The sequence below is a fragment of the Glaciecola sp. G7-5 genome (assembly GCF_055808975.1).
Map to the genome: position 1 here is coordinate 1,627,132 of NZ_CM147892.1, position 21,220 is coordinate 1,648,351.

Below are 21,220 nucleotides of genomic sequence, written 5' to 3' on the forward strand. Positions count from 1 at the left end.
ATAAAATGAAGTTGCGGTCTTTGAATATAAGAAAACAATAAGAGAAAAAAATGAAAATACTAACGCTGCTATTTACTTCATTCTTGACGATGTCATGTGTTGCTGCTTCGGGCAATCAACAAACTCCACCGCCAATTATTGAGGACGCTTTACAGCCATACACGTCAAGCTCAAACGATATTGTACAAGGTATGTCAATATCGAGACTAGCATATGTTGATGAAGTTATGACGCGCTATATCAACGCCAAAAAACTTGTAGGTACCCTTAGTTTGGTGTCGAGAAACGGTAAAATTGTGCATTTTGCTGCGCATGGCCAGCGTGACCAAGAAGCCGGCCTTGCGATGACCAAAGATACGATTTTCAGAATCTATTCAATGACCAAACCGATTACCGCTGTAGCGGCCATGACCTTGTGGGAGCAGGGCAAGTTTCATATGAACGATCCTATTACAAAGTATTTGCCCGAGCTTGCCAATTTGAAAGTCTACGTGAGTGGAAAAGGGGAAGATATGGTTTTAGAGGATGCGAAGCACCCTATTCGAATTATTGATTTATTCATGCATACCGCTGGGTTTTCTTATGGATTTACTGGGAGTGAAGTCGACAAGCTATATCGAAATTCGCCCATAGGCTTGGGCAAAACATCTCCCGATACTGTTTTACATGAATTGGCCAAATTACCGCTTAATCATCAGCCGGGTACTCAATGGCACTATGGTGTAAATACTGACGTTATTGGCTTTATGATTGAGCGTATTACGGGTAAAAAATTAGGCGATTACATGCAAGAAGTCATTTTTGAACCTCTCGAAATGAACGATACCGGCTTTTTTGTCGCAGCAGAAAAATTAGCAAGATTCGCGCAAGTATATGGCCCGAATGATAAAGGCGAAACGATTGCAAACAACAATGAGCCCTTGGGTGACTTTGAGTCAGACCCTGCCATTCACAATGCCGGTGGGGGCTTGACATCGACCATTGGTGACTATCATAAATTTACGCAAATGTTACTCAATAAAGGTACCTATAAGGGCAAGCGTATTCTTGGTCGCAAAACCGTTGAGTATTTAACGAGTAATCACTTACCTCCTAAGCTTATCCCGTTTGAGGCTTCTGCACCCGGCGAAGGTTATGCTTTGGCGATGTCGGTAACGATTGACCAAAACCAGAGTTTATTTATGGGATCTACGGGGGACTATGGTTGGGGTGGTGCTGCATCTACTTACTTCCGTATTGACCCAAAGGAGAACATGGTAATTATTGCTTTTGCGCAATTTTTACCCATTGGATTTCATCCTTACCATGACGATTTCAGAAACGTTGTGTATCAGGCAATTGTCGACTAGTTTTTTCTAACACATCACGTTCGGTTTTTAACTGCATCTAGGCGAAAGCTTAGGTGCACGCATTTCGTTGCATTTTGGGTTTATCTTACTTTTATTTTTGCACCCATCTGCACATCTAAATAGTTAAGTGATATGATAAGCATATAAGTAGAGATTCTTTATTTTTTAGGAAAGTATTATGAAAATTGCGTTAATGAACGAAAACAGCCAAGCAAGCAAAAACGCTGTTGTGCTAGAGCAACTACAAACAGTAGCAAGCCAGCAAAACCATGAAGTGTATAACGTTGGCATGAGTGATGAGAATGATCATCATTTAACCTATATTCACTTAGGTATTATGTCGGCTTTGTTATTAAACAGTAAGGCAGTTGATTTTGTGGTAGCAGGTTGTGGCACAGGCCAAGGTGCATTGTTGTCACTAAACGCTTATCCGGGAGTTGCATGCGGCTATTGCATCGACCCTGCTGATGCGTACTTATTTGCGCAAATCAATAACGGAAACGCCTTAGCACTGCCCTTTGCCAAAGGTTTTGGTTGGGGTGCTGAGTTAAATCTTCGTTTTGTTTTTGAAAAAGCATTTACCGGTGAAACCGGTCAAGGCTACCCACCAGAGCGCCGCGAAGTACAAGCGGTTAACGCTGGTATTTTAAACACGGTGAAAGAAGCAACTAGCAAGTCATTGTTAGATGGTTTGAAAGCGCTAGACCCAGAACTGGTAAAAACTGCAGTAGGCGGCAAGCGCTTCCAAAAATGTTTCTTTGATAACTGCCAAGATGATGCAATAGCTGAGTTTGTAAAAGCATACATTTAAGTGACTTACGTGGCGTCCATATTAGCGCAAAAAGCGGAGTGATGACGTTCATAGGCTTCATGTAGCAGTAAAATAGAAGACTGCCTACACTTTGTTAAACGTTGCCACTGCCGCTCGGATACAATCAATTTGCGCTATACGTACAGCCTCACCTAAACTCGGTCCATGTTTTCCTTGTTCAATAGCTTGTTTGACGACTTCTTTCGTATCGAGCTTTTGTAATTGCGCCAACAAATATAGCGCAAACTCAATTTGTGGATACGGTTTATTGATAAGGGTAGGGCCGCGACCTTGAGCATCACATTTGCAGGCATTTAAAAATTGAGTGAAACGTTCAGGCTGCTTTATAGCGTTAAATTTCTCAATAATTAATTTTTGTAAACTTTTCGGTTTTAACTCAAAAATACGATGACAACGCAGATGGTTGTCACTGGTAAGTTTGGCTAGGTCGCGCAGCTTGTTGGGCACTTTCAATCGCTCACAAAAGCTTTCGATAATGGGCACGCCCGCTTCTTCGTGCCCATGCAAATTGCCTCGTTGTTGATAACAAATAGCTTTACCAAAGTCGTGGGTAAGCGCTGCAAAACGCGTTTCTAAGTCGTAGTTTAATTCAGCAGCCCTGTTTAGTACTAACATGGTGTGTATAAAAACGTTACCTTCCGGATGATGTTCCGGGGGCTGTGGAATGTCTATCATGTCTGATAATTCAGGAAAGAGGGCAGATAATACGCCCATGTCGTTGAGCGCTTCAAAGTACAATTGCGGTTCTCGCTCGCTTAGTGCTTTTTCTGTTTCTTTAAATACGCGCTCGGGCACCAAATGCGCTAATTCGCCCGCCTTAAGCATTTGCGTGACTAAGGCTTTGGTGCTCTCGTGTATACGCCATTGTTTACCGTAGCGGGCTAAAAAACGAGCAAGGCGAAGGACTCTCACCGGGTCTTCGCTAAATGCCGATGTAGTGTGGCGCAATATTTTGTTTTCTAGATCTGCTTGGCCATTGAATGGGTCAATAATGTCGCCATTGTTACTAAGGGCCATCGCATTAATACTTAAGTCGCGCCGGGCTAAATCTTCTTCCAGTGTGACATTTTCACTGGCATCTATACTAAAGCCTGTATAACCTGAGCCAATTTTTCGCTCGGTCCGAGCTAAGGCGTATTCGTCTTTAGTTTTTGGATGTAAAAAAACCGGGAAGTCTTTACCAACGGGCGTATAGCCGAGGGATTTCATATCTGCAACTGACGCACCTACCACCACGTAGTCTCTATCGTGAATAGTTAAGCCTAGTAACTGGTCACGCACAGCACCACCTACAAGATAAACATTCTCGAGCGTTTGCTTTGGATTTGTCGGCTTACTTGTCAAATTATGAATGCCCTTTTTGTCTTCGTTAAGGTGATTGTACGCTTCCTCGATAATTATGCTCAAATGTTTTCTAGCAATTAACTGTTGCTTTGTTTACGTAATTTCATCAATCTAAATCACTTAAATGCTAGTACAAAATAATGCATTACTCAACGAAGGCGATATCTAGTGAAGCTTTCGTATCATAGCCAATGAGGATAACCTTATTTCAAGCGCCACTGCTATTTACTTCATGTTTTTCATCGTTATCTTAGCGCTGTTCACCTATGGGTTTTCAAGCTTGCTAGAAAAAGACGTCAATGGTGTAAGCCGCACAAGCAATGGTGAAATTGTCTATGTAGGTACTATTGACCAAGATAAAGTTGAAAAGGTCATGACGCTATACGAGCCTGGCGATCGTTTAGTTATTACCAGTTCGGGCGGAGATTTATACGCAGGCATCACGCTTGGAGATTTCATTCAACAACACAGAATGTCTGTTGAAATCGTCGATTTCTGCATATCTTCATGTGCAAACTATGTGTTTTTGTCTGGCTATACAAAAATCCTCAATCCTAGCGCCTTGGTAATTTTTCACGGGGGCCCTAAACAAGCTAATTTCCGTTCTTTAATGCAGCAAGCCTACGACGAAGATAACCCTGTAAATAAAACGTTTGGGCGGGAAGGCTATGAAGCTATCATTTCTACCAGCGACGTCAAGAAACGAGCGAAACTTGGTCAAACCGCTGCACAGTCAGCATGCGGCAGAAATGAAGTACTAAACGTTTATGGGAAATGTGAGGAATTTGGGCCAGAGCAAAGGCTGCAGTATATTATTTATCTAGAAAACGAACTCTACTCTAGAGTGAATCCTGCTATGGATAAAAATATTCCCTATTACGGACAACTAGGGGAATATGAATCGATTTATCAAGCTTACAGATTTTTTGGTTTTTACTATAGTCTCGAATCCCTAGCCAAGTTGAATGTTGAAAATGTGAGTGTAAAAGGCGATTGGTGGCGACCTGAGACAAACCCGCTTTTTAGGCGAGTATACGAAGTAGAAATTGAGTAACTTCCTTAAATCTTAAGATTATATTATGCTATTTAAACTTTCCTAGTTTTTCCGTTTTTAGGACGCCATTCGATGAAATGTACTATTAAGGTCCATCTTGTTACTTTATTTCTATTGCTTTGTGCTGCCAGTAATTTGATTTGGGCAAACACTTTATCAACCATCGATGAGTCAGATAAACGATTGAAAAATTTAAAAAACTATAGGGTAGATACGCCCACAATGCTAAGTGCAGGTTTGCCAAAACCAATACATTTTAAAGCATTGAAGGAGAAGGGCGTGCGTAATGTGGTTGATTTGATTCCTGGGGATCGAAGTGACGAGATGAAGCTTATGCAAGAACTTGATTTAGCCTATCATAATATTGGGGTTGATTGGGACAAGCCGACCTTAGCGAATTTTGAGGCCTATGTGCAAGCGATGCAAGCTGCAGAGGCAAATGGCGGGATTACCCTAACACATTGTAAACTAAATTGGCGAGGCGCAGTATTCACTTATTTATATAGAACCACGCAACTAAACGAAGACGAAGAAACTGCCAAACAACACATGCTAGAAACTTGGTCGCCCAACGATACATGGCAAGCATTTATCGACAAAGTAAAAGCCAAATATAACGCCTAAATTCTGCAAGCAACAAAGCGATAATACCCATGCTTCAAGCATAATTTTAGGTATTTTTAAGCATACGCTATGTTAAATAGCTGCTACCAACAAGCCCCTTATACCTCTACATTAACCTTGGCCTGAGCTTGTCGAGATACTTTACAGCATTTGAAATGTTATTTTTCAGAACGAAAATACCCAAGCAAAACAGCGTCCTAATTTTTGGCTTAATACTTGCTCTTTATCTTATATAGATATGATTTGAGTCCTTGGCTTGATTTATTAATTGTCGTATTCAGCTTTTTACAATTACAGAGGTATGTAATGAAATTATTAATAAAGATACTTATGGCGGTATCCGTTTTTGCCATCGCATCAGGGGCAAATGCTAACTTAGTCGTCAATGGTAGCTTTGAAGATGCATATGTTTGTAAAAATCAGTGGAAGTGGTTTACCGCTGACCAAGTGAATGGTTGGGATGGCAGCACCATAGAAATATGGAATAACTTTCAGCACTTCTCATCGTTTGACGGTCAACAACATGCTGAACTAAACGCTCACAACAACGGCAATAATCAGTTTTCAATCTATCAAAGCTTTGCCACAACAAAAGGCGCTAGCTACGATGTGAGCTTTGCTTATGCAGCTCGCACGAGTAACAATGAGCAATTTTCTTATACACTTGAAAGTGGTGCTGATATTGTAGAAACATCAACTATCCGTAATCATTTAGTAAAAAAATGGTCGATGTTTGAAACTAGTTTTGTAGCAAGTAGTGATATATCGAGTATTATGTTTACATCAATTATTCCTTCGGTCGGAACAGTAGGTAATTTCTTAGATGACGTGGTTGTCGCGTTAAGCCCAAATCAACCAAGTGTAGATGTTTCTGCACCTGCAGGTCTGGCGCTAATATTCGCAAGCATCTTGTCACTTATATACTTACGTAAACGCCAAACGCTATAAAACATACACGGTTTTACGCAATGAATGTGCTCATCATGCATTGCGTAAAGCAATTACGTTCTTCAGTTATGATTGAATTCCACCAAAGCTCTGCTCACTTTCAACAAAAACTCGCCCATATTACAAGCTAAGAACATAATAGTTGTTGTATAGCGTACCAATAGTATCTATTCTTTAAACTAGTTTTATTTGCATACGTGCATTTGTATTAGTAGCACGCGCCAAGTGATGACGACGTGTATAAAGTAGATTTTTTGGAGTGCTTGATTGAAAACCTTTTCTTGCCAATGTGGTAATACACTGCATTTTGCAAACACACACTGTGTAAATTGCGGTCTGAAAGTGGGCTTTTTGCCTGACGTTCAGCAGCTTAGTGCATTTACTAAAAATGCCAACGGTAAGTTATTGGCATCTCACAATGGTAAAAAATATCGCTATTGCAAAAATTTCACCATTTATGATATTTGCAACTGGATGGTTGCCGAAGATGACCACAACGATTTGTGCCTATCTTGTCGCTTGACCGAGATTATCCCCAATTTAGATGACCCTGAAAATATTAAGCCTTGGTTTTTACTTGAGCACGCTAAGCGCCGATTTTTATATTCAGCCATAAAACTTAATCTGCCTATCAAAAACAAACTCGAAGACCCGGCACAAGGGCTAGGCTTTGCTTTTTTACGCAATCAAACGACCGATGATTTTGGGAATGAGTTGTTTGTTAAAAACTTTGTTACCACAGGGCATAGCAACGGCCTAATAACGCTAAATATCGAAGAAGCCAGCGACACCGCTCGTATTGATATGCGTCAAAAAATGAATGAAAAATACCGTACCTTACTTGGCCATTTTAGGCATGAGTCTGGACACTATTATTGGGATAGGTTGATATTAAATTCAGACCGCTTGGAGGATTTTAGAAAACTCTTTGGCGATGAGCGTTTAGATTATCAGGCAGCGATGGCTAACTATTATGAAAATGGCCCAGCTAAAAACTGGCAGGACGTTTGGATCAGTGCTTATGCGACGATGCATCCCTGGGAAGACTGGGCCGAGACATGGGCGCATTATCTGCATATGGTCGATACTTTAGAAACAGCCAATGACTTCGAGCTAAGCATTTCCCAAAAAGAAATAATTAGTCCTTATTCTCAGGGTGATGACCACTCTAGTTTAGCCGTAGAGAAAAGTTTTACACAATTGTGTGACGGTTGGTTCTCACTAACACAAGTATTAAACGCATTAAACAGAAGCATGGGAATGGATGACGCTTATCCTTTTGTCATCTCCTTAACATCATTAAAAAAATTACGCTTTGTGCATCAAACTATAATGGAAAATCTAAGTTAAATAACGACACCAAGAGAGGTCAGTATGGCAATAAGATGGGGCAGTTATAAAGTAACTAACTTGCATGATGAACTTGTCGAAAAAGCAGGTAAACCACGCGACCATGCAACGCACCTTTGTGAGTATTTACGCGCGCTTTCAGACAAAGAAATCAATGAATTGAAGGCAGCATCAGACTTGGCCATTCACACGATGGGGGTGACATTTCGCGTCTACCACCAAGAAGAAGGCTCCATTGATAGGGCTTGGCCTTTTGATATTGTACCAAGGTTAATTGATGCAAAAGAGTGGCACGAAATTGAGAAGGGCCTGAAGCAACGTGTAAAAGCCTTAAATATGTTTATTGACGACTTATACAACGATCAGAACATTATTACCGATGGTGTTTTTCCGGCCAGCATGCTCAAAAAATCGAAAAATTTCTTAGAAGAATGTAAAGGGTTTAGCCCCGCCAATGGCGTATGGGCAAACATTTGCGGCTCTGATTTAGTGCGCGACAACAAAGGCACGGTATACGTATTAGAAGATAACTTGCGCGTGCCGTCGGGCGTTTCTTATATGTTAGAAAACCGCCATGTAATGAAGCGTGTCTTCCCTGAAATGTTTGAAAAATACAACATTTTGCCGGTCGATGACTATCCTTCACAGTTGTACGATATGCTTGCTGAAATGTCACCGCGTAAAATAGAAGAGCCTGAAATCGTTGTATTGACTCCGGGTATTTATAATTCAGCTTATTTTGAACATGCTTATTTAGCTCAGCAAATGGGCGCTGAATTAGTCGAAGGTAGCGATCTTGTTGTTAAAGACGATGATTGTGTTTATATGCGAACCATAAATGGTTTATCGCGAGTAGACGTGATTTACCGGCGAATTGATGACTGGTTTATTGATCCCGAAGCCTTTCATCCTGATTCGTTGCTAGGTGTGCCAGGACTTATTCGGGCGTGGAAAGCAGGTAATGTAGGCCTAGCAAATGCACCGGGTTCTGGTGTTGCTGATGACAAAGTAGTGTATGCCTATGTCCCGAAAATTATAGAGTATTATTTAAAGGAAGAAGCGATTCTTGCCAATGTTCCCACCTATAAATGCAACAATAAATCCGAGCGCGAATATGTGTTAGAAAACATCGCCGACATGGTGGTGAAGCCGGCGAATGAATCGGGTGGATATGGGATGCTAATAGGACCTCACGCGAGCGAACAAGAGCACGAAAAATTCCGCAAATTGATTAAAGCCGATCCACGAAACTACGTGGCGCAACCCATGCTAACCTTGTCTACCGCGCCGACTATGGTGGGCACAAGAGTTGAACCTAGACATTTGGATTTACGTCCGTTTATTTTGTCGAGTAAAGACATAAAAGTCACAATGGGGGGCTTAACCCGTGTGGCTCTTGAGAAGGGCTCGATGGTGGTTAATTCATCTCAAGGTGGTGGCAGTAAAGACACCTGGATAGTCGATATGGGAGCGCAATAATTATGTTATCAAGAGTTGCAAACAACCTGTACTGGTTAGCCAGATACCTCGAACGAGCAGAAAATACTGCACGCTTAATCAATGTTAACTCACACTTATTGCTTGATTTACCCACTAGTGTAAAACTTGGGTGGGAGCCTATAATTGATATTCTCTCTTTTCGTGAAACCTTTTTAGAGAATTACGACAACGCCGACGAAAAGAGTGTTATAAATTTCATGGTCGTTGATAAAGACAATCCCGGTTCGATTGTATCAACACTTATGGCTGCCCGTGAGAATGCCCGCACCGTCAAAGAAATTATTCCGCGCGAAGCATGGGAACAAATTAATGCGCTTTATTTGTACGCAATAGAAAACAAAGCTGACGCTTTTACGCGGCGTTCGCGCTATGCCTTTTTGAACAAGATAATACTCGCCAATCAGACCATAACGGGCATGTTAGCGGGTACGATGACACAAGATGAAGGTTACTCCTTCATGCGCATAGGGCGTAATTTAGAGCGAGCGGATATGTCTACTCGCATAATAGACGTGCGTTCTGCGTCTTTGCTTGCAGATGTAGATAGTGAGTTACCCGCCTTTAATAATATTCAATGGATGGGCGTACTCAAATCCATGACCGCTTATCAAATGTATAGACGGGAAGTGAGAGTGCGGATTAATCGCGAAGATGTGCTAACGTTCTTATTAACAGACCCTCGTTTTCCTCGCTCTCTAATTCACGCTTTAGAGCAAGTCGAGCGCTCAGTTAGCGAGCTTCCTAAGTGCAAAGATGTGGTGGCACAAACGGCGAGTGTTAAAAAGCTTATTTTGAATGCTAAATCAGCGATTCTTAAACAAGAAAAATTGCATGAGTTTATCGATGATATTCAATTAGGCTTGGTAGAAATAGACAAAAAGATGCTTGACGTTTATTTCTAGGCGAGTAACGGTTGGCCATGCTTGGATTAGCCTCCAAGCATGGCCAACTGTTTGGTTGCACCTGTAAAACCTTTGTGTAATTCATGGCTAGATGTTTTTAGCTTTAAATGCTCGCGCAAAACTTGGCATGTTGCTTCAACATCCCCTGCACTAAGCGGGTCTCTTATATCTAATCCTACTTCAGAAAAAAGGCATAGGTGTAACTTTCCTGAGCTAGATACCCGCAAGCGATTGCAGCTACTGCAAAATTCTTTACTGTAAGGCATGATTAAGCCTAAATTCCCAGCGTAATCAGGGTGGCTAAACTCTTGTGCTGGCCCGGCATGCTTCTCGCGCGTGATACGCTGCCAACCCTTGGCCAATAAATCAAGCTTTATATCTTCGCCTCTTACATGGTTTTGTGCGAAAAAAGTAGCGTTGTCGCCTGTTTGCATTAACTCAATAAAGCGCCATGTTACGGCGTGGGTTTTCAGATAGTCTAGAAACTGTTGCATGGTGCTTAAGTTAAATTGCTTTAGCATCACTGAATTGAATTTTATGCTTTTAACCCCGGCGTCTACTGCTTTATCAACACCTTTTAGGATATCAACAAGCTTGTCTTTTCCCGTGATTGCGGCAAACATACGTGGGTCGAGGCTATCGGCGCTAACGTTTAACGCATCGAGGCCGGCGTTAGCATATTTGTGAATGTCTTTTTTGAGTCTAAATGCATTGGTGGTTAGTGCTACTTTCTCTATACCCGGCGTGTTTTTACAAATGGATATAATATCGACCAAGTCTTTGCGCAGGCTAGGTTCGCCGCCGGTGATACGGATTTTACTCGTACCCATCTTCGCAAATGCGCTAACCAAAGTCGCAATTTCATCCAAGGTCATATTGTCTTTGGACGTATCACATTCATTGCCATTAGGTAGACAATAGTTGCACTTAAAATTGCACATTTCTGTAACAGACAGGCGCAAGTAATGAAACTGCCTGCCAAAGCTATCTTCTAACATTAATTGACCCTTTCCAGTAAAAGCGTGTGAGCCATAGGGCTCCGGGAGGGCAGTCGATTTCTCATACTACCCCGGCAAATCTATGTTTGCGGCTGCTTAATCATGGAGTGCTACTGTTATGTAGCGCCTCTTTAGACCAAGCAGCTTCGAGTCTTGTTTGGTATCTCTTACACAGAGAATATGTCAGTTTACCCCATTTAATCAACTTTTTAGCAAAATATAGCTGTTCGAATAGCTACTCGAGCGCCTTTATGCGCTCAGCTAGCGGCGGGTGGCTAGCAAACAGTTTGTGAATCTTGCCTGAGTTTATCGCGAAGGCGGCCATTTCGTCAGGCATATCAGGACTGGCTTGATGACTTTGCAAGCGCATGAGGGCGCTGCGCATTTTGTGCTTACCTACCAAGTTGGCAGCACCTGCATCTGCTCTGAATTCTCTATATCGAGAAAACCACATTGTAATGGTCATGGCGATCACCCCTAACACCAGTTCAGCAATAATTGAGACTATCCAAAATGCTGGCCCATGTCCCTCTCTCGTTTTAAATACGACGCGATCAACTGTGTGCCCTATGATTCTAGACAAAAAGATGACAAAGGTATTCATCACCCCTTGTAATAAAGTCATAGTGATCATATCGCCATTTGCCACGTGAGCCACTTCATGGGCTAAAACTGCCTCAACTTCGTCTTGATTCATGCTTTCTAATAGACCGGTGCTAACGGCTACTAGTGAGTTATTTCTATTCCAGCCGGTGGCAAAGGCATTGGGTGCATGGCTTTGGAAAATGCCTACTTCAGGCATCCCAATTTTTGATTTTTGCGCAAGTTCACTTACCGCTAGCACAAGCCAGCGTTCTTTGGCATTACTGGGTTGTTCAATAACGTGAACACGCATGGAGCGCTTCGCCATCCACTTTGAAATAAACAGCGAAATGAACGACCCAGCAAAGCCAATCACCAGAGCATAAATAAGCAGTGATACCAAATCTAAATCAACGCCGTTTTGCGCTAATAAACCTTGTATACCAAAAAGACTAAAGGTAACACCTAACAGTGCCATTATGGCAAGGTTGGTTCCCAGAAATAGCATGATTCGTAGCATAGTGAGTCCTTTAAAACAATAATGACAATAAGACAAGACCATAGACCAAAAAGTCACATTTTTGATGACTTTTTTTACATGCTTCATTTGCCTATAGGATTATAACGCGCCATACTCAGGCCTAGTGTTAATTTTATAAAAAATTAATAGACAATGTGCACACGCCAAGTGATGGATGTTAACTAAGAAAACACGATAAGATGACCTTACAAGACTTTATTGCTGGCTTTATGGGCGCTAGCCCCATTGAAATTACCGCCTCGGTGTCGGGCTTTATTTGTGTCTACTTGATCATAAAGCGCAGCATATGGTGTTGGTTTTTTGGCCTGATTCAAGTTAGCTTATTTTCGTACGTATTTTTTAACGCTAAACTCTATTCTGATACTGGCTTACATATTATTTATATTGGGCTTCAATTTTATGGCTGGTGGAACTGGCGACGTCATGCCACGCAAAATCAAGGCCAACCCGAACTCATTATTCAAGCAACTACTTATAAAGACATAGCCTTGTGGGTATGCGTGTCAATATTAAGTGCGAGCATTCTTGGTTACATTATGAACACCTACACCGAGGCTAGTTTTGCCTATGCCGATGCATTTACGACCTGCACAAGTCTTGTTGCACAATGGTTATTGTCACGCAGACATTTGTTAAACTGGTCGTTTTGGATAGTCGTCGATATCGTGGCTATTTTTATCTATTTTCAAAAAGGCTTATATCCTACATCGGCCTTGTATTTTACCTTGTTAGTTATGTGTTTCTTCGGTCAATACGCTTGGCTTAAGCAATACAAGCAACAAACACAAAGCAGTAACTCTGCACGTATAAATAATCAGGATGAGTAAAATTTGACAATAAAAGTTGTTTTTATGGGTGCGCCCTCAACAGGGAAAACCACAGTAATGCTAGCCGCGGCGAAACATTTTGACGCCCCTTATGTGCTTGAGTATGGCCGTGAATATTGGGAAAAGCATCAAAGTAATCGCTTACTAACACCTGAGCAATTGCTATTTATTGCTGAAGAACAAATTAGGCAAGAAGATGAGGCACTAAAGCAAGGGACTGAGTTTTTGTTTGTTGATACCAATGCATTAACTACCTGGCATTTTGCGCAAGACTATCATGGTAGCGCACTGCCAAAATTAACAGTGTTAGCTGATGAAAGCAAAGAACGCTTCGACCACGTTTTTTTGTGTGGAGACGAGATCCCCTACGAAGATACATGGGAACGTTCAGGTGATGTAAAGCGGCATGAATTTCAGGCTTTTATTACCAACGAATTACAAAGGCGAGGTATTGCTTATACTCGTCTTGTTGGCAGTGTAGAAGAGCGCCTTGAGAGGATTAAACAGGTGCTAGAAGTTGAATATAGTTGTGCCAGAAGCTATTAATCAAAAAAACGTGAGCCTTTATCGAAATGTATAAGCCGCTTTGGACCTTCACACTTTTATGGATAAGACCTCACTATTAAGTTTCATCTACCTTACTGGGTTGCTCGCTAATTAGGCCTTGCTGTACCGCATACCTGACTAATTCAGCTATTGAATCTAGTTTTAGTTTAGATTTTATGTTGCGTCGATGAGCCTCTACAGTGCGATAGCTAATAGATAACAATTGTGCGATTGCTTTGCTTGAGTGGCCTTGTGCAATATAACTTAAAATCATTTGTTCTCTGGAGGTTAAGCGCTGTTGGTTTTTAATCGGTTGTTCAATCAGTACTTGGGCAATCGAACTACTAAAATGCTTGTTACCTTTGGCTACCGATTTGATTGCCATGTATACTTCTTCAGATCCTGTATCTTTTAACACGTAGCCCGATGCCCCTGCCTGCACTGCGGCGGTCACAAACTCAACTGAGTCATGCATTGAAAAAATAAGAATTTTTATATCGGGTAGACTTTCTAGCAATATTTCAGTGGCGTCCAAGCCGTTCATCGAAGGCATGCTTATATCCATTAGAATAACGTCGGGATTACATGCTTTTGCTTTTTCCAAAGCTTCTTCTCCATCATCTATGGCGCCAACGACTTCTATGTCATCATAATAGGATAAACATGCACTTAAACCGTCTTGAACCATTGGGTGGTCATCAACCAGCATGACTCTGATAGGAGATGTTTTTTCTATATGTGGCATAATTAAGCAGTCCTTTGGTTCTATCTTTTCTTGATTTTTTTGGTAGTAGTGATTTGCAAAAACATGTTTTGGAATTTTGGCGATTACTGTCGTCCCCTTGGCGCTTGAGCTAAGTGTAAACTCCCCTGAATGATACTCTACGCGTTCAGTCAAATTACGCAAACCAATCCCCGACGTAGACAAGAAATGTTCAGCGTCTTTGCCTTTAATCTCACCTATACCTATACCATTGTCTTGCACTTTTAAAGTAAGCCAATTCGACGTTATTTCAATACTAATAGTGACCTCTGTGGCTTGAGAGTGCTTTTCGATATTCACTAATGTTTCTTGCATTACTCTATATAAAGTTGTGCTGATGGTATCGGGCAATAGTTTTTTAAGCGCTGGTTTGTATATATTTACGACAATACCGGTGCGATCAGAAAATTCACTGGCTAATGCCTCTATTGCTTCAGATAAACCTAATTCATCTAAAATTCTAGGATGCAAATGGTGTGATATTCTGCGTATCTCATTGATTGCGCTTGCTAAATTAGTCTCGGCTTTTTGTAAAGGAAGCGGTTTTTCAATATTGTCTTTGGTAAGTTTTATACCAGTGGCTTCAAGTGAATACTTAATGGACACCAAGATTTGCACAATGCCATCGTGCAGCTCCCTCGATATATGTCTTTGTTCTTCTTCTTGTAAGGTTACGATTTTCTGCCCAAGCTGACTAATTTTCTCATCACTTAAGCGTTTGTGCTTGAAGTGCAATATAAGCCCAACGGTAAAAATCATGAATATTGAACCAAGAGCTACGAGTAAAATGATTGAACGCGTCCGGTTAACTTGTTTGTCGATAGCCTGCTGTATTTCTGCAAGTTGGGTTTCAACACTATCGAGGTATACGCCAGTGCCAAACATCCACCCCCAATCAGGCAGAAATTCTGCATAGCTTAGTTTTTGAGTGAGCTCTTTTGTTGTTGGTTTATTCCATGAATACTGGTGAAAGTCGCCGCCATTTTTCGCATGCTTGATGAGTATCTGAATAGTGGGATCTCCATCTGAATTTGTATAATCCCATAAATCTTGACCGACTAGTTCAGGTTCAGTTGGATGCACAACATTGATCCCGTCTTCTTGATATGCGAAGAAATAACCGTCACCTTGCTCGTAAATTAATGAAGATAAAATATCTTTAACTTGCTCCTTTGCTTCTTCATCAAAGGGACTCGCTTTGTTGTATATGTGGTTAATAGATGCACGTGCAATTTTTGTGTAATTTTTTAACTCTTTTTGCTTTTGTTCGATTAAAAAAGACTCTAGCGACACTAAATTTTCGGCAGATAAATCGCGATATTGGTCTGTCACAAGTATGTAAGTAAACACGGCGGTTACTACCACTTGAATAACCGCTATTAACTGCATTCTTAAAGAAAAAACATAAGGTTTGGGTGCTTATTGCTTGCTATAAAATGATATTCTCACTTTCACTTTGTAAATACCATGTAAACAGAACATGATTCGGGATAATTAAGACCATAGTAGTGCAACTACATAAGGGTATATGTTGCTTAGTTATAGGCTAACTATTAACAAAAATAGAAACAAGGCTTACACCTTAGTCTTAAGTAATTGATACCATCTCTTGCGGCGTTTTGTTAATTCCGTTAAAAAACATAGTTTTACAAAAATTATGTGTCAGTTGTAGGTAGTACTACCTAGATCATATAGGCAGTTTCCCTAATATCAATTTGATGACATTTCTTTAACATTCATATCGCATACATTTGCTCACCTTGTTTTTAGAGCAGCCACAATAAACCCTATGTCGAAAAGGAAAGTAAAATGAAATTCAAGACATTCGCTGCCGCTATGCTTGTTGCAAGTATAGTTGTTAGCCCACTTACATTGGCAAAAGAGAAAATTTACCGCTGGAAGCTAGCTGAAACATGGGGTCCAAATTTCCCAGTTTTTGGTGACGCGACTAAAAACATGGCAAGAATGGTTGAGGAAATGTCAGGTGGTCGATTGCAAATAAGAATTGACTCATCTAACAAGCATAAATCTGCCCTCGGAATTTTTGATTTTGTTCGTACTGGGCAATATGAAATGGGTCACTCAGCATCTTACTACTGGAAAGGCAAAGACATTGAAACAATGTTTTTTACCACCTTACCATTTGGTATGACAACGCCAGAGCAATATGCATGGTTCTATCATGGCGGTGGTATGGAGCTGATGAAAGAAACCTATGACAAATATGGCATTATGTCATTCCCAGGCGGTAATACGGGCAACCAGATGGGCGGTTGGTTTAGAAAAGAAATCAACACACTCGCAGATTTAGAAGGTCTCAAAATGCGTATCCCGGGTTTTGCGGGTGAAGTACTTGCTAAATTAGGCGCAAAACCTACCAATATTCCTTCGGCGGAGCTATACACTGCGCTTGAGCGTAACACGATTGATGCACTTGAGTGGGTTGGTCCTTCATTAGATTTACGTATGGGTTTTCATAAAATTGCGCCGTTCTACTACACAGGTTGGCACGAGCCAGCAACTGAACTTCAGTTTATGGTGAATCAAAAAGCCTTTGATAAATTGCCTGAAGACTTACAAGCTATCTTAACTTATGCGATGAAAACAGCTGCATACGACATGTACACTCAGTCTACTCACGAAAGTGCAGTCAACCTAGCAACTATTCAGCAAGACTATCCAAACGTAAAAATTCGTTCATTCCCACCTGAAGTAATGAATGCGATAAAAGCTGAAAACGACAAACTACTTGAAGAGTTTGCTGCTAAAGACCCTCAAGTTAAGAAAATTCTTAATTCAATTGAAAGCTACAAAGCCAAAGCACGCCAGTGGACCAACTTCTCTGACCGAGCTTACTTAGACAATTTCGATTCGAAATAGTTAATAAATTGAGGGGCTCACGTTGAGCCTCTCGTGTTTTTTTCAAACTTAGTCTTGGAATATTCTACGCACGCAAGCAGCCTACTGACTGTTTTTAGTTCATTCCAAGAGTAAGTTTCATAGAGGCCAATTACTATGGTTTTTCTGCATAGAGTTTTAGGTAAATTCATAGACGCTGTTGGCTGGCTAACCGTTGTATGCATGCTAGCTATGGTTGCTAACGTATTTTATGACGTATTGATGCGCTATTTATTCAATGATGTCAGCATAGGTATGCAAGAGTTAGAATGGCATTTATTTGCTGCTATGTTCATGTTTGGAATTGGTTATACATTAAAAGAAGATGCACACGTTCGCGTAGATATCTTTTTTGAAAAGCTTTTGCCGCATACACAAGCAACTGTCAACATCATCGCCGCGATTGTTTTCGCGCTGCCCATTAGCTTAATTGTTTTGTATTACGGATACGGATATGCGCTTGATGCCTATCAAATGGGAGAAGGCAGCCCTGATCCAGGTGGCTTACCTCATAGATGGATCATAAGAGCCGTTATCCCTGCTTCAAATCTGTTCTTAATTATTTGTATTTTGTATCACATATTAGACAACGCCTTAAGGTATAAGCAGCCTAATATCCACGAAGACCACATTCATAACGAGGGCGTGTAGATGGAAGAATTCATTGGCATCATCTTATTCTTTGTCGCCCTTGTACTATTGTTCGGTGGCTACTATGTTGCATTCACGTTTGCGGGTGTATCTGTTTTAGTTGGCGTTTTCTTCTTAGGGATGGATTTATTCGAATTCATGCCATACAGAATCATGAGTATCATGGAAAATACCACGCTGATGTCTATCCCCATGTTTATCTTTATGGGAATAGTGCTACAAAAAACAGGGCTGGCTGAACGCTTACTTGAATCCTCAGCTAAACTGTTTGGCGGCATGTCAGGCGGTGTTGCTATTTCTACTATTATTGTTGGCGCTTTATTAGCGGCTTCTACAGGCGTAGTGGGCGCATCAGTTGTTGCAATGGGGGTTATCTCGTTGCCGGTAATGCTTAAAAACAATTACCACCAGCCTACCGCAGCGGGTGTTATTTGTGCTTCGGGTACCTTAGGTCAAATTATCCCTCCTTCCATAATCTTAATTATTTTGGGTGATGTGATGGGTATTGCGGTGGGTGATTTATTCAAAGCTGCAGTGGTACCTGGCGCAATGTTAATTGGCGCTTACGTGCTATATATTTTGTTTTTGAGCAAAACTCGTCCCGATTACTGTCCGCCTATTGAGGTTGATGAAGATATGTCAGTAATTGTTAAGCAAGCGCTTAAAGATATTGTACCGCCATTACTGCTTATCATTGCAGTACTTGGGTCTATCTTTTCAGGTGTTGCTACTCCCACCGAGTCTTCAGCCATCGGTGCGGTTGGAGCAATGATACTAGCGCAGTTTTATGGTGGTATTTCGCTTAAGACTATTTTTCAGGTGTCAAAAGAATCAGTCAAAGTCTCATCAATGATCTTTGCGGTATTAATCGGTGCAACGGCGTTTTCTATGGTATTTAGTTATTCAGGCAGTGAATACTATGTTGAAGAGTTCTTTTTGAACTTACCAGGCGATAAATGGATGTTTATTATTTTGGTAATGGTTGCCATTTTAATCTTGGGTTTCTTTATCGACTTCATTGAAATTGCATTTTTGGTCGTGCCAATTATTACTCCTGTCGCGATTGCACTAGACATTGACCTGATATGGTTCGCTATACTCATTTCAATGAACCTGCAAACCTCCTTCTTATCGCCGCCCTTTGGCTTTAGCCTATTTTACTTAAAAGGCGTTGCGCCAAAATCAATGAAAACGCTGACTATTTATAAAGGTGTTGTTCCATTTATCATCTTACAAGTAATCGTATTAGGGTTGATTGTTGCCTTCCCCGACACGTTTATTATTTTTTAAAATGCTGGATAATTTGATTGTACTAACTATTCACGTTCTCCAGTACTTCAGCAAATTTGTACAAGGAGAAGCTGACTTCTTCACTCGTCGTTTCAGATCTGAAAAACCGGATGTTAAGCATTTCAGCGTTGAGCATGGTGTTTTTGACATTTTCGTCAAGCAATACAAATACTTTACAGCCTTTTGGAAGGCACGTTGTGTAGGGTTGTGCAAATTTGAGGTCACCAATCACAATGCCTAAACCTGGCGGTAGATACATTCCTAATGGCAGGTCAAAGCGCAGGGCGAGAGTACCTGCACTGTCTATTTTGCTGAGCGTTACTGCGAATTTTAGGCTCATATCTTTAGATGCAAGAGTTTGTGAGGCAACACAGTGGTCGGTACAAGAAATTGTCCAATTGCCCACAGCGTGGTGAAACTTGGCGCTACAAATAGCTGAAAAACTTAGAATGGTGCACAGCAATAATAGCTTATTCAATCTAGACATAGTGAACTCTATTTTTAAAAATGATGCTTACTAAAAAGCAAGCGCGCATAAAAAAGCGGCAATCTAGTCGCCGCCTATACATTAGCATATAAACCTACGTTGCGCTTAATCTGCGTTTTCTGATTATTCCGATTAGCGCAAGTATCATTATAGCGGTCGTTGCTGGCGCGTTGACAGGTTGTGGGTCAGGGCCATTAGGATTTGCTAATGGCGTGCCACCAACGCCTGAAAACGCAAGCATAAATGTGGGTGCGAGTTTGCCATTGCGATCTAAAAATCCATTTTGATCAGTGTCACCGCCAGACCAACCAAGCGAGTAGGCTTCTGCTCCCACTTTTCCCAAGGCAGCAAGAGACGCTTCTATGCCTTGTGCCGCACCAAAGAAGATGTCAAACGTGGTCGTGTTACCGGCTTGCAATTCACCAAAGCCAAAGTCAAAGTTAGCGCCTTGGTCGAAAGGTCCGTAGGCCTCGAAGTCACCGGTGATATCACCATCACAAGACTCAAATGGATTTGATTGACAAAAGCCGTTGTTTGTTGCGGCAATGATGTTAGTCGCATCCCCTGTTCCGCTAATACTCACCAACTCACTAAAAGGCGTTGGAGATGCGTCCCAGTCAAAGGTGCGGCGATAACGCAAATCTGCAATATCATTGCCGGATGTATTTTCGATAGAAACGGTAACTTGATAAAGGTTGTCAGATTCTTTTGATAACGCAAAGTGATGGCTAACTTGCAGTTCAGTACCCATTGCGACAATAGACGTTGCGGTTGTAGAGCTAGAAGTAAAACCCACACTACTTAAGCCAGTAATAGGAAAGTTGTTGTTAGCCATACCAAACTGGCCTGTATCACCAATGCCAACACCCCAGCCTTCGCATGCACAGCCGTGTGAAGTGGACTCATACTCTGCACCTGTTTCGGCGATATACCGCATGCCAACAGCAGAAATTCCAGAAACATCAGCCACCGTACTCGGGACAATTAGCTGGCCAAATTCATCAACACCAAGCTTTATCTTCCCATCGCTAATTACGGCGCCAGCATGAGCAAAGCCAGCAATAAATAATAAGCAAACAGCGCTTAACAACTTCATTTATGTTTCCTTTTTACCGTCTATGAGTAACTACATTTGAGGTGCGTAAGCGTTCTAATAACGGTATCAACCGCACCTAAGTAACATTAATTTCTTACTCTCTAACAAACGATTCAGCAAAGATTATGCCATTATTAAAGGCTATAAAATTCAGATGTTTAAGAAATGGCTTTTTTCGAGATGTAAAAAATGCTGACAATACGTAAGTGATAGACATCCGCGGGTAGTGCAACTTGCTCAATCTAGCCAAAGCTTTCGTGGCAGTGTGTTTACACTAAATTGCATGATTGAATAAGTGGCCGTTTACGGTTAATGTGATGGCGACAAATTCTTTAGATGACTACGAAGTGAAACACCTAAACTATGAATGATAACAATCAACAAGCAAATAATCCCTTGCACGGTGTAAAGTTAGCAGAAATCGTTACCCAGCTTCATGCAAAGTATGGCTGGGATGGTTTAGCGCAGCGTATTAATATTAATTGTTTTAAATCTGACCCTTCTGTTAAGTCGAGTCTAAAGTTTTTACGTCGCACGCCTTGGGCCCGTGAAAAAGTAGAAAGTCTTTATATCCGCACATTTACTTGATCATAAGCGCTTTTATCAACTATCGTACAAAATGGTTAACCAAAACGTTC

General features: G+C 41.2%; 20 protein-coding genes and 1 riboswitch. Of the genes, 14 read left to right on the top strand and 6 right to left on the bottom strand.

Annotated features, from left to right (window positions below):
- Positions 1-50 precede the first annotated feature (50 nt).
- Both AC0L6H_RS07020 and AC0L6H_RS07025 read left to right on the top strand, forming a co-directional pair.
- Positions 51-1,349, top strand: a complete 1,299-nt coding sequence (locus AC0L6H_RS07020; RefSeq protein WP_473393411.1) for a serine hydrolase domain-containing protein — start codon at positions 51-53, stop codon at positions 1,347-1,349.
- Positions 1,350-1,527: 178 nt separating this feature from the next.
- Positions 1,528-2,160, top strand: coding sequence for an RpiB/LacA/LacB family sugar-phosphate isomerase (locus tag AC0L6H_RS07025; protein WP_473393412.1), 633 nt, complete (start codon positions 1,528-1,530; stop codon positions 2,158-2,160).
- Between the two features lie 84 nt (positions 2,161-2,244).
- Here AC0L6H_RS07025 and AC0L6H_RS07030 read toward each other — a convergent pair whose 3' ends face one another.
- Complete coding sequence (locus tag AC0L6H_RS07030) at positions 2,245-3,525, bottom strand: multifunctional CCA addition/repair protein (RefSeq protein ID WP_473394484.1); 1,281 nt, start codon at positions 3,523-3,525, stop codon at positions 2,245-2,247.
- A gap of 232 nt (positions 3,526-3,757) precedes the next feature.
- Between AC0L6H_RS07030 and AC0L6H_RS07035 the strand changes: the two genes are divergently transcribed.
- From AC0L6H_RS07035 to AC0L6H_RS07060, 6 genes are all read left to right on the top strand, one after another.
- Positions 3,758-4,579, top strand: a complete 822-nt coding sequence (locus AC0L6H_RS07035; RefSeq protein WP_473393413.1) for a hypothetical protein — start codon at positions 3,758-3,760, stop codon at positions 4,577-4,579.
- 72 nt (positions 4,580-4,651) lie between these two features.
- Positions 4,652-5,203: a protein tyrosine phosphatase family protein gene (locus AC0L6H_RS07040; protein ID WP_473393414.1), complete on the top strand. Its 552-nt coding sequence runs from the start codon at positions 4,652-4,654 to the stop codon at positions 5,201-5,203.
- Between the two features lie 306 nt (positions 5,204-5,509).
- The gene (locus AC0L6H_RS07045) at positions 5,510-6,151 is read left to right on the top strand and encodes a DUF642 domain-containing protein (RefSeq protein WP_473393415.1); all 642 of its coding nucleotides are present in this window, start codon (positions 5,510-5,512) and stop codon (positions 6,149-6,151) included.
- 267 nt (positions 6,152-6,418) lie between these two features.
- Positions 6,419-7,501, top strand: a complete 1,083-nt coding sequence (locus AC0L6H_RS07050) for a zinc-binding metallopeptidase family protein (protein ID WP_473393417.1) — start codon at positions 6,419-6,421, stop codon at positions 7,499-7,501.
- Between the two features lie 24 nt (positions 7,502-7,525).
- Positions 7,526-8,980: a circularly permuted type 2 ATP-grasp protein gene (locus tag AC0L6H_RS07055; RefSeq protein ID WP_473393418.1), complete on the top strand. Its 1,455-nt coding sequence runs from the start codon at positions 7,526-7,528 to the stop codon at positions 8,978-8,980.
- Positions 8,981-8,982: 2 nt separating this feature from the next.
- Positions 8,983-9,903: an alpha-E domain-containing protein gene (locus AC0L6H_RS07060; RefSeq protein ID WP_473393419.1), complete on the top strand. Its 921-nt coding sequence runs from the start codon at positions 8,983-8,985 to the stop codon at positions 9,901-9,903.
- A gap of 26 nt (positions 9,904-9,929) precedes the next feature.
- Here AC0L6H_RS07060 and moaA read toward each other — a convergent pair whose 3' ends face one another.
- Both moaA and htpX read right to left on the bottom strand, forming a co-directional pair.
- The gene (gene moaA, locus AC0L6H_RS07065) at positions 9,930-10,901 is read right to left on the bottom strand and encodes a GTP 3',8-cyclase MoaA (RefSeq protein ID WP_473393420.1); all 972 of its coding nucleotides are present in this window, start codon (positions 10,899-10,901) and stop codon (positions 9,930-9,932) included.
- Positions 10,893-11,064, bottom strand: a riboswitch (molybdenum cofactor riboswitch). (Overlaps the previous gene by 9 nt.)
- A 72-nt stretch (positions 11,065-11,136) precedes the next feature.
- A complete protein-coding gene (gene htpX, locus AC0L6H_RS07070; RefSeq protein ID WP_473393421.1) occupies positions 11,137-12,003 on the bottom strand; it encodes a protease HtpX in 867 nt (288 codons plus the stop codon).
- Positions 12,004-12,203: 200 nt separating this feature from the next.
- On the opposite strand from htpX, the gene pnuC reads away from it, so the two are divergent.
- Both pnuC and AC0L6H_RS07080 read left to right on the top strand, forming a co-directional pair.
- Entirely contained in the window at positions 12,204-12,851 is a 648-nt protein-coding gene (gene pnuC / locus AC0L6H_RS07075; RefSeq protein WP_473393423.1) for a nicotinamide riboside transporter PnuC, read from the top strand.
- Positions 12,852-12,854: 3 nt separating this feature from the next.
- Complete coding sequence (locus AC0L6H_RS07080; RefSeq protein WP_473393424.1) at positions 12,855-13,397, top strand: AAA family ATPase; 543 nt, start codon at positions 12,855-12,857, stop codon at positions 13,395-13,397.
- Between the two features lie 76 nt (positions 13,398-13,473).
- Here AC0L6H_RS07080 and AC0L6H_RS07085 read toward each other — a convergent pair whose 3' ends face one another.
- Entirely contained in the window at positions 13,474-15,549 is a 2,076-nt protein-coding gene (locus AC0L6H_RS07085; protein ID WP_473393425.1) for a cache domain-containing protein, read from the bottom strand.
- Between the two features lie 447 nt (positions 15,550-15,996).
- Here AC0L6H_RS07085 and AC0L6H_RS07090 point away from each other — a divergent pair, with 447 nt between their 5' ends.
- The 3 genes from AC0L6H_RS07090 (at position 15,997) to AC0L6H_RS07100 (ending at position 18,999) form a co-directional block, all read left to right on the top strand.
- Positions 15,997-17,040 (top strand): TRAP transporter substrate-binding protein, encoded by a 1,044-nt coding sequence (locus AC0L6H_RS07090; protein WP_473394485.1) that lies wholly within the window; start codon positions 15,997-15,999, stop codon positions 17,038-17,040.
- Positions 17,041-17,175: 135 nt separating this feature from the next.
- Positions 17,176-17,709: a TRAP transporter small permease subunit gene (locus tag AC0L6H_RS07095; protein WP_473393427.1), complete on the top strand. Its 534-nt coding sequence runs from the start codon at positions 17,176-17,178 to the stop codon at positions 17,707-17,709.
- Positions 17,710-18,999 carry a TRAP transporter large permease gene (locus AC0L6H_RS07100; RefSeq protein WP_473393428.1) on the top strand — a complete coding sequence of 430 codons (1,290 nt, stop codon included), beginning with the start codon at positions 17,710-17,712 and terminating at the stop codon, positions 18,997-18,999.
- A 22-nt stretch (positions 19,000-19,021) separates the two neighbouring features.
- On the opposite strand, the gene AC0L6H_RS07105 is transcribed toward AC0L6H_RS07100, so the two are convergent.
- Positions 19,022-19,486, bottom strand: coding sequence for an invasion associated locus B family protein (locus AC0L6H_RS07105; protein ID WP_473393429.1), 465 nt, complete (start codon positions 19,484-19,486; stop codon positions 19,022-19,024).
- 94 nt (positions 19,487-19,580) lie between these two features.
- Entirely contained in the window at positions 19,581-20,582 is a 1,002-nt protein-coding gene (locus AC0L6H_RS07110) for a hypothetical protein (protein WP_473393431.1), read from the bottom strand.
- A gap of 363 nt (positions 20,583-20,945) precedes the next feature.
- On the opposite strand from AC0L6H_RS07110, the gene AC0L6H_RS07115 reads away from it, so the two are divergent.
- The gene (locus AC0L6H_RS07115) at positions 20,946-21,170 is read left to right on the top strand and encodes a VF530 family protein (protein ID WP_473393432.1); all 225 of its coding nucleotides are present in this window, start codon (positions 20,946-20,948) and stop codon (positions 21,168-21,170) included.
- Positions 21,171-21,220 lie beyond the last annotated feature (50 nt).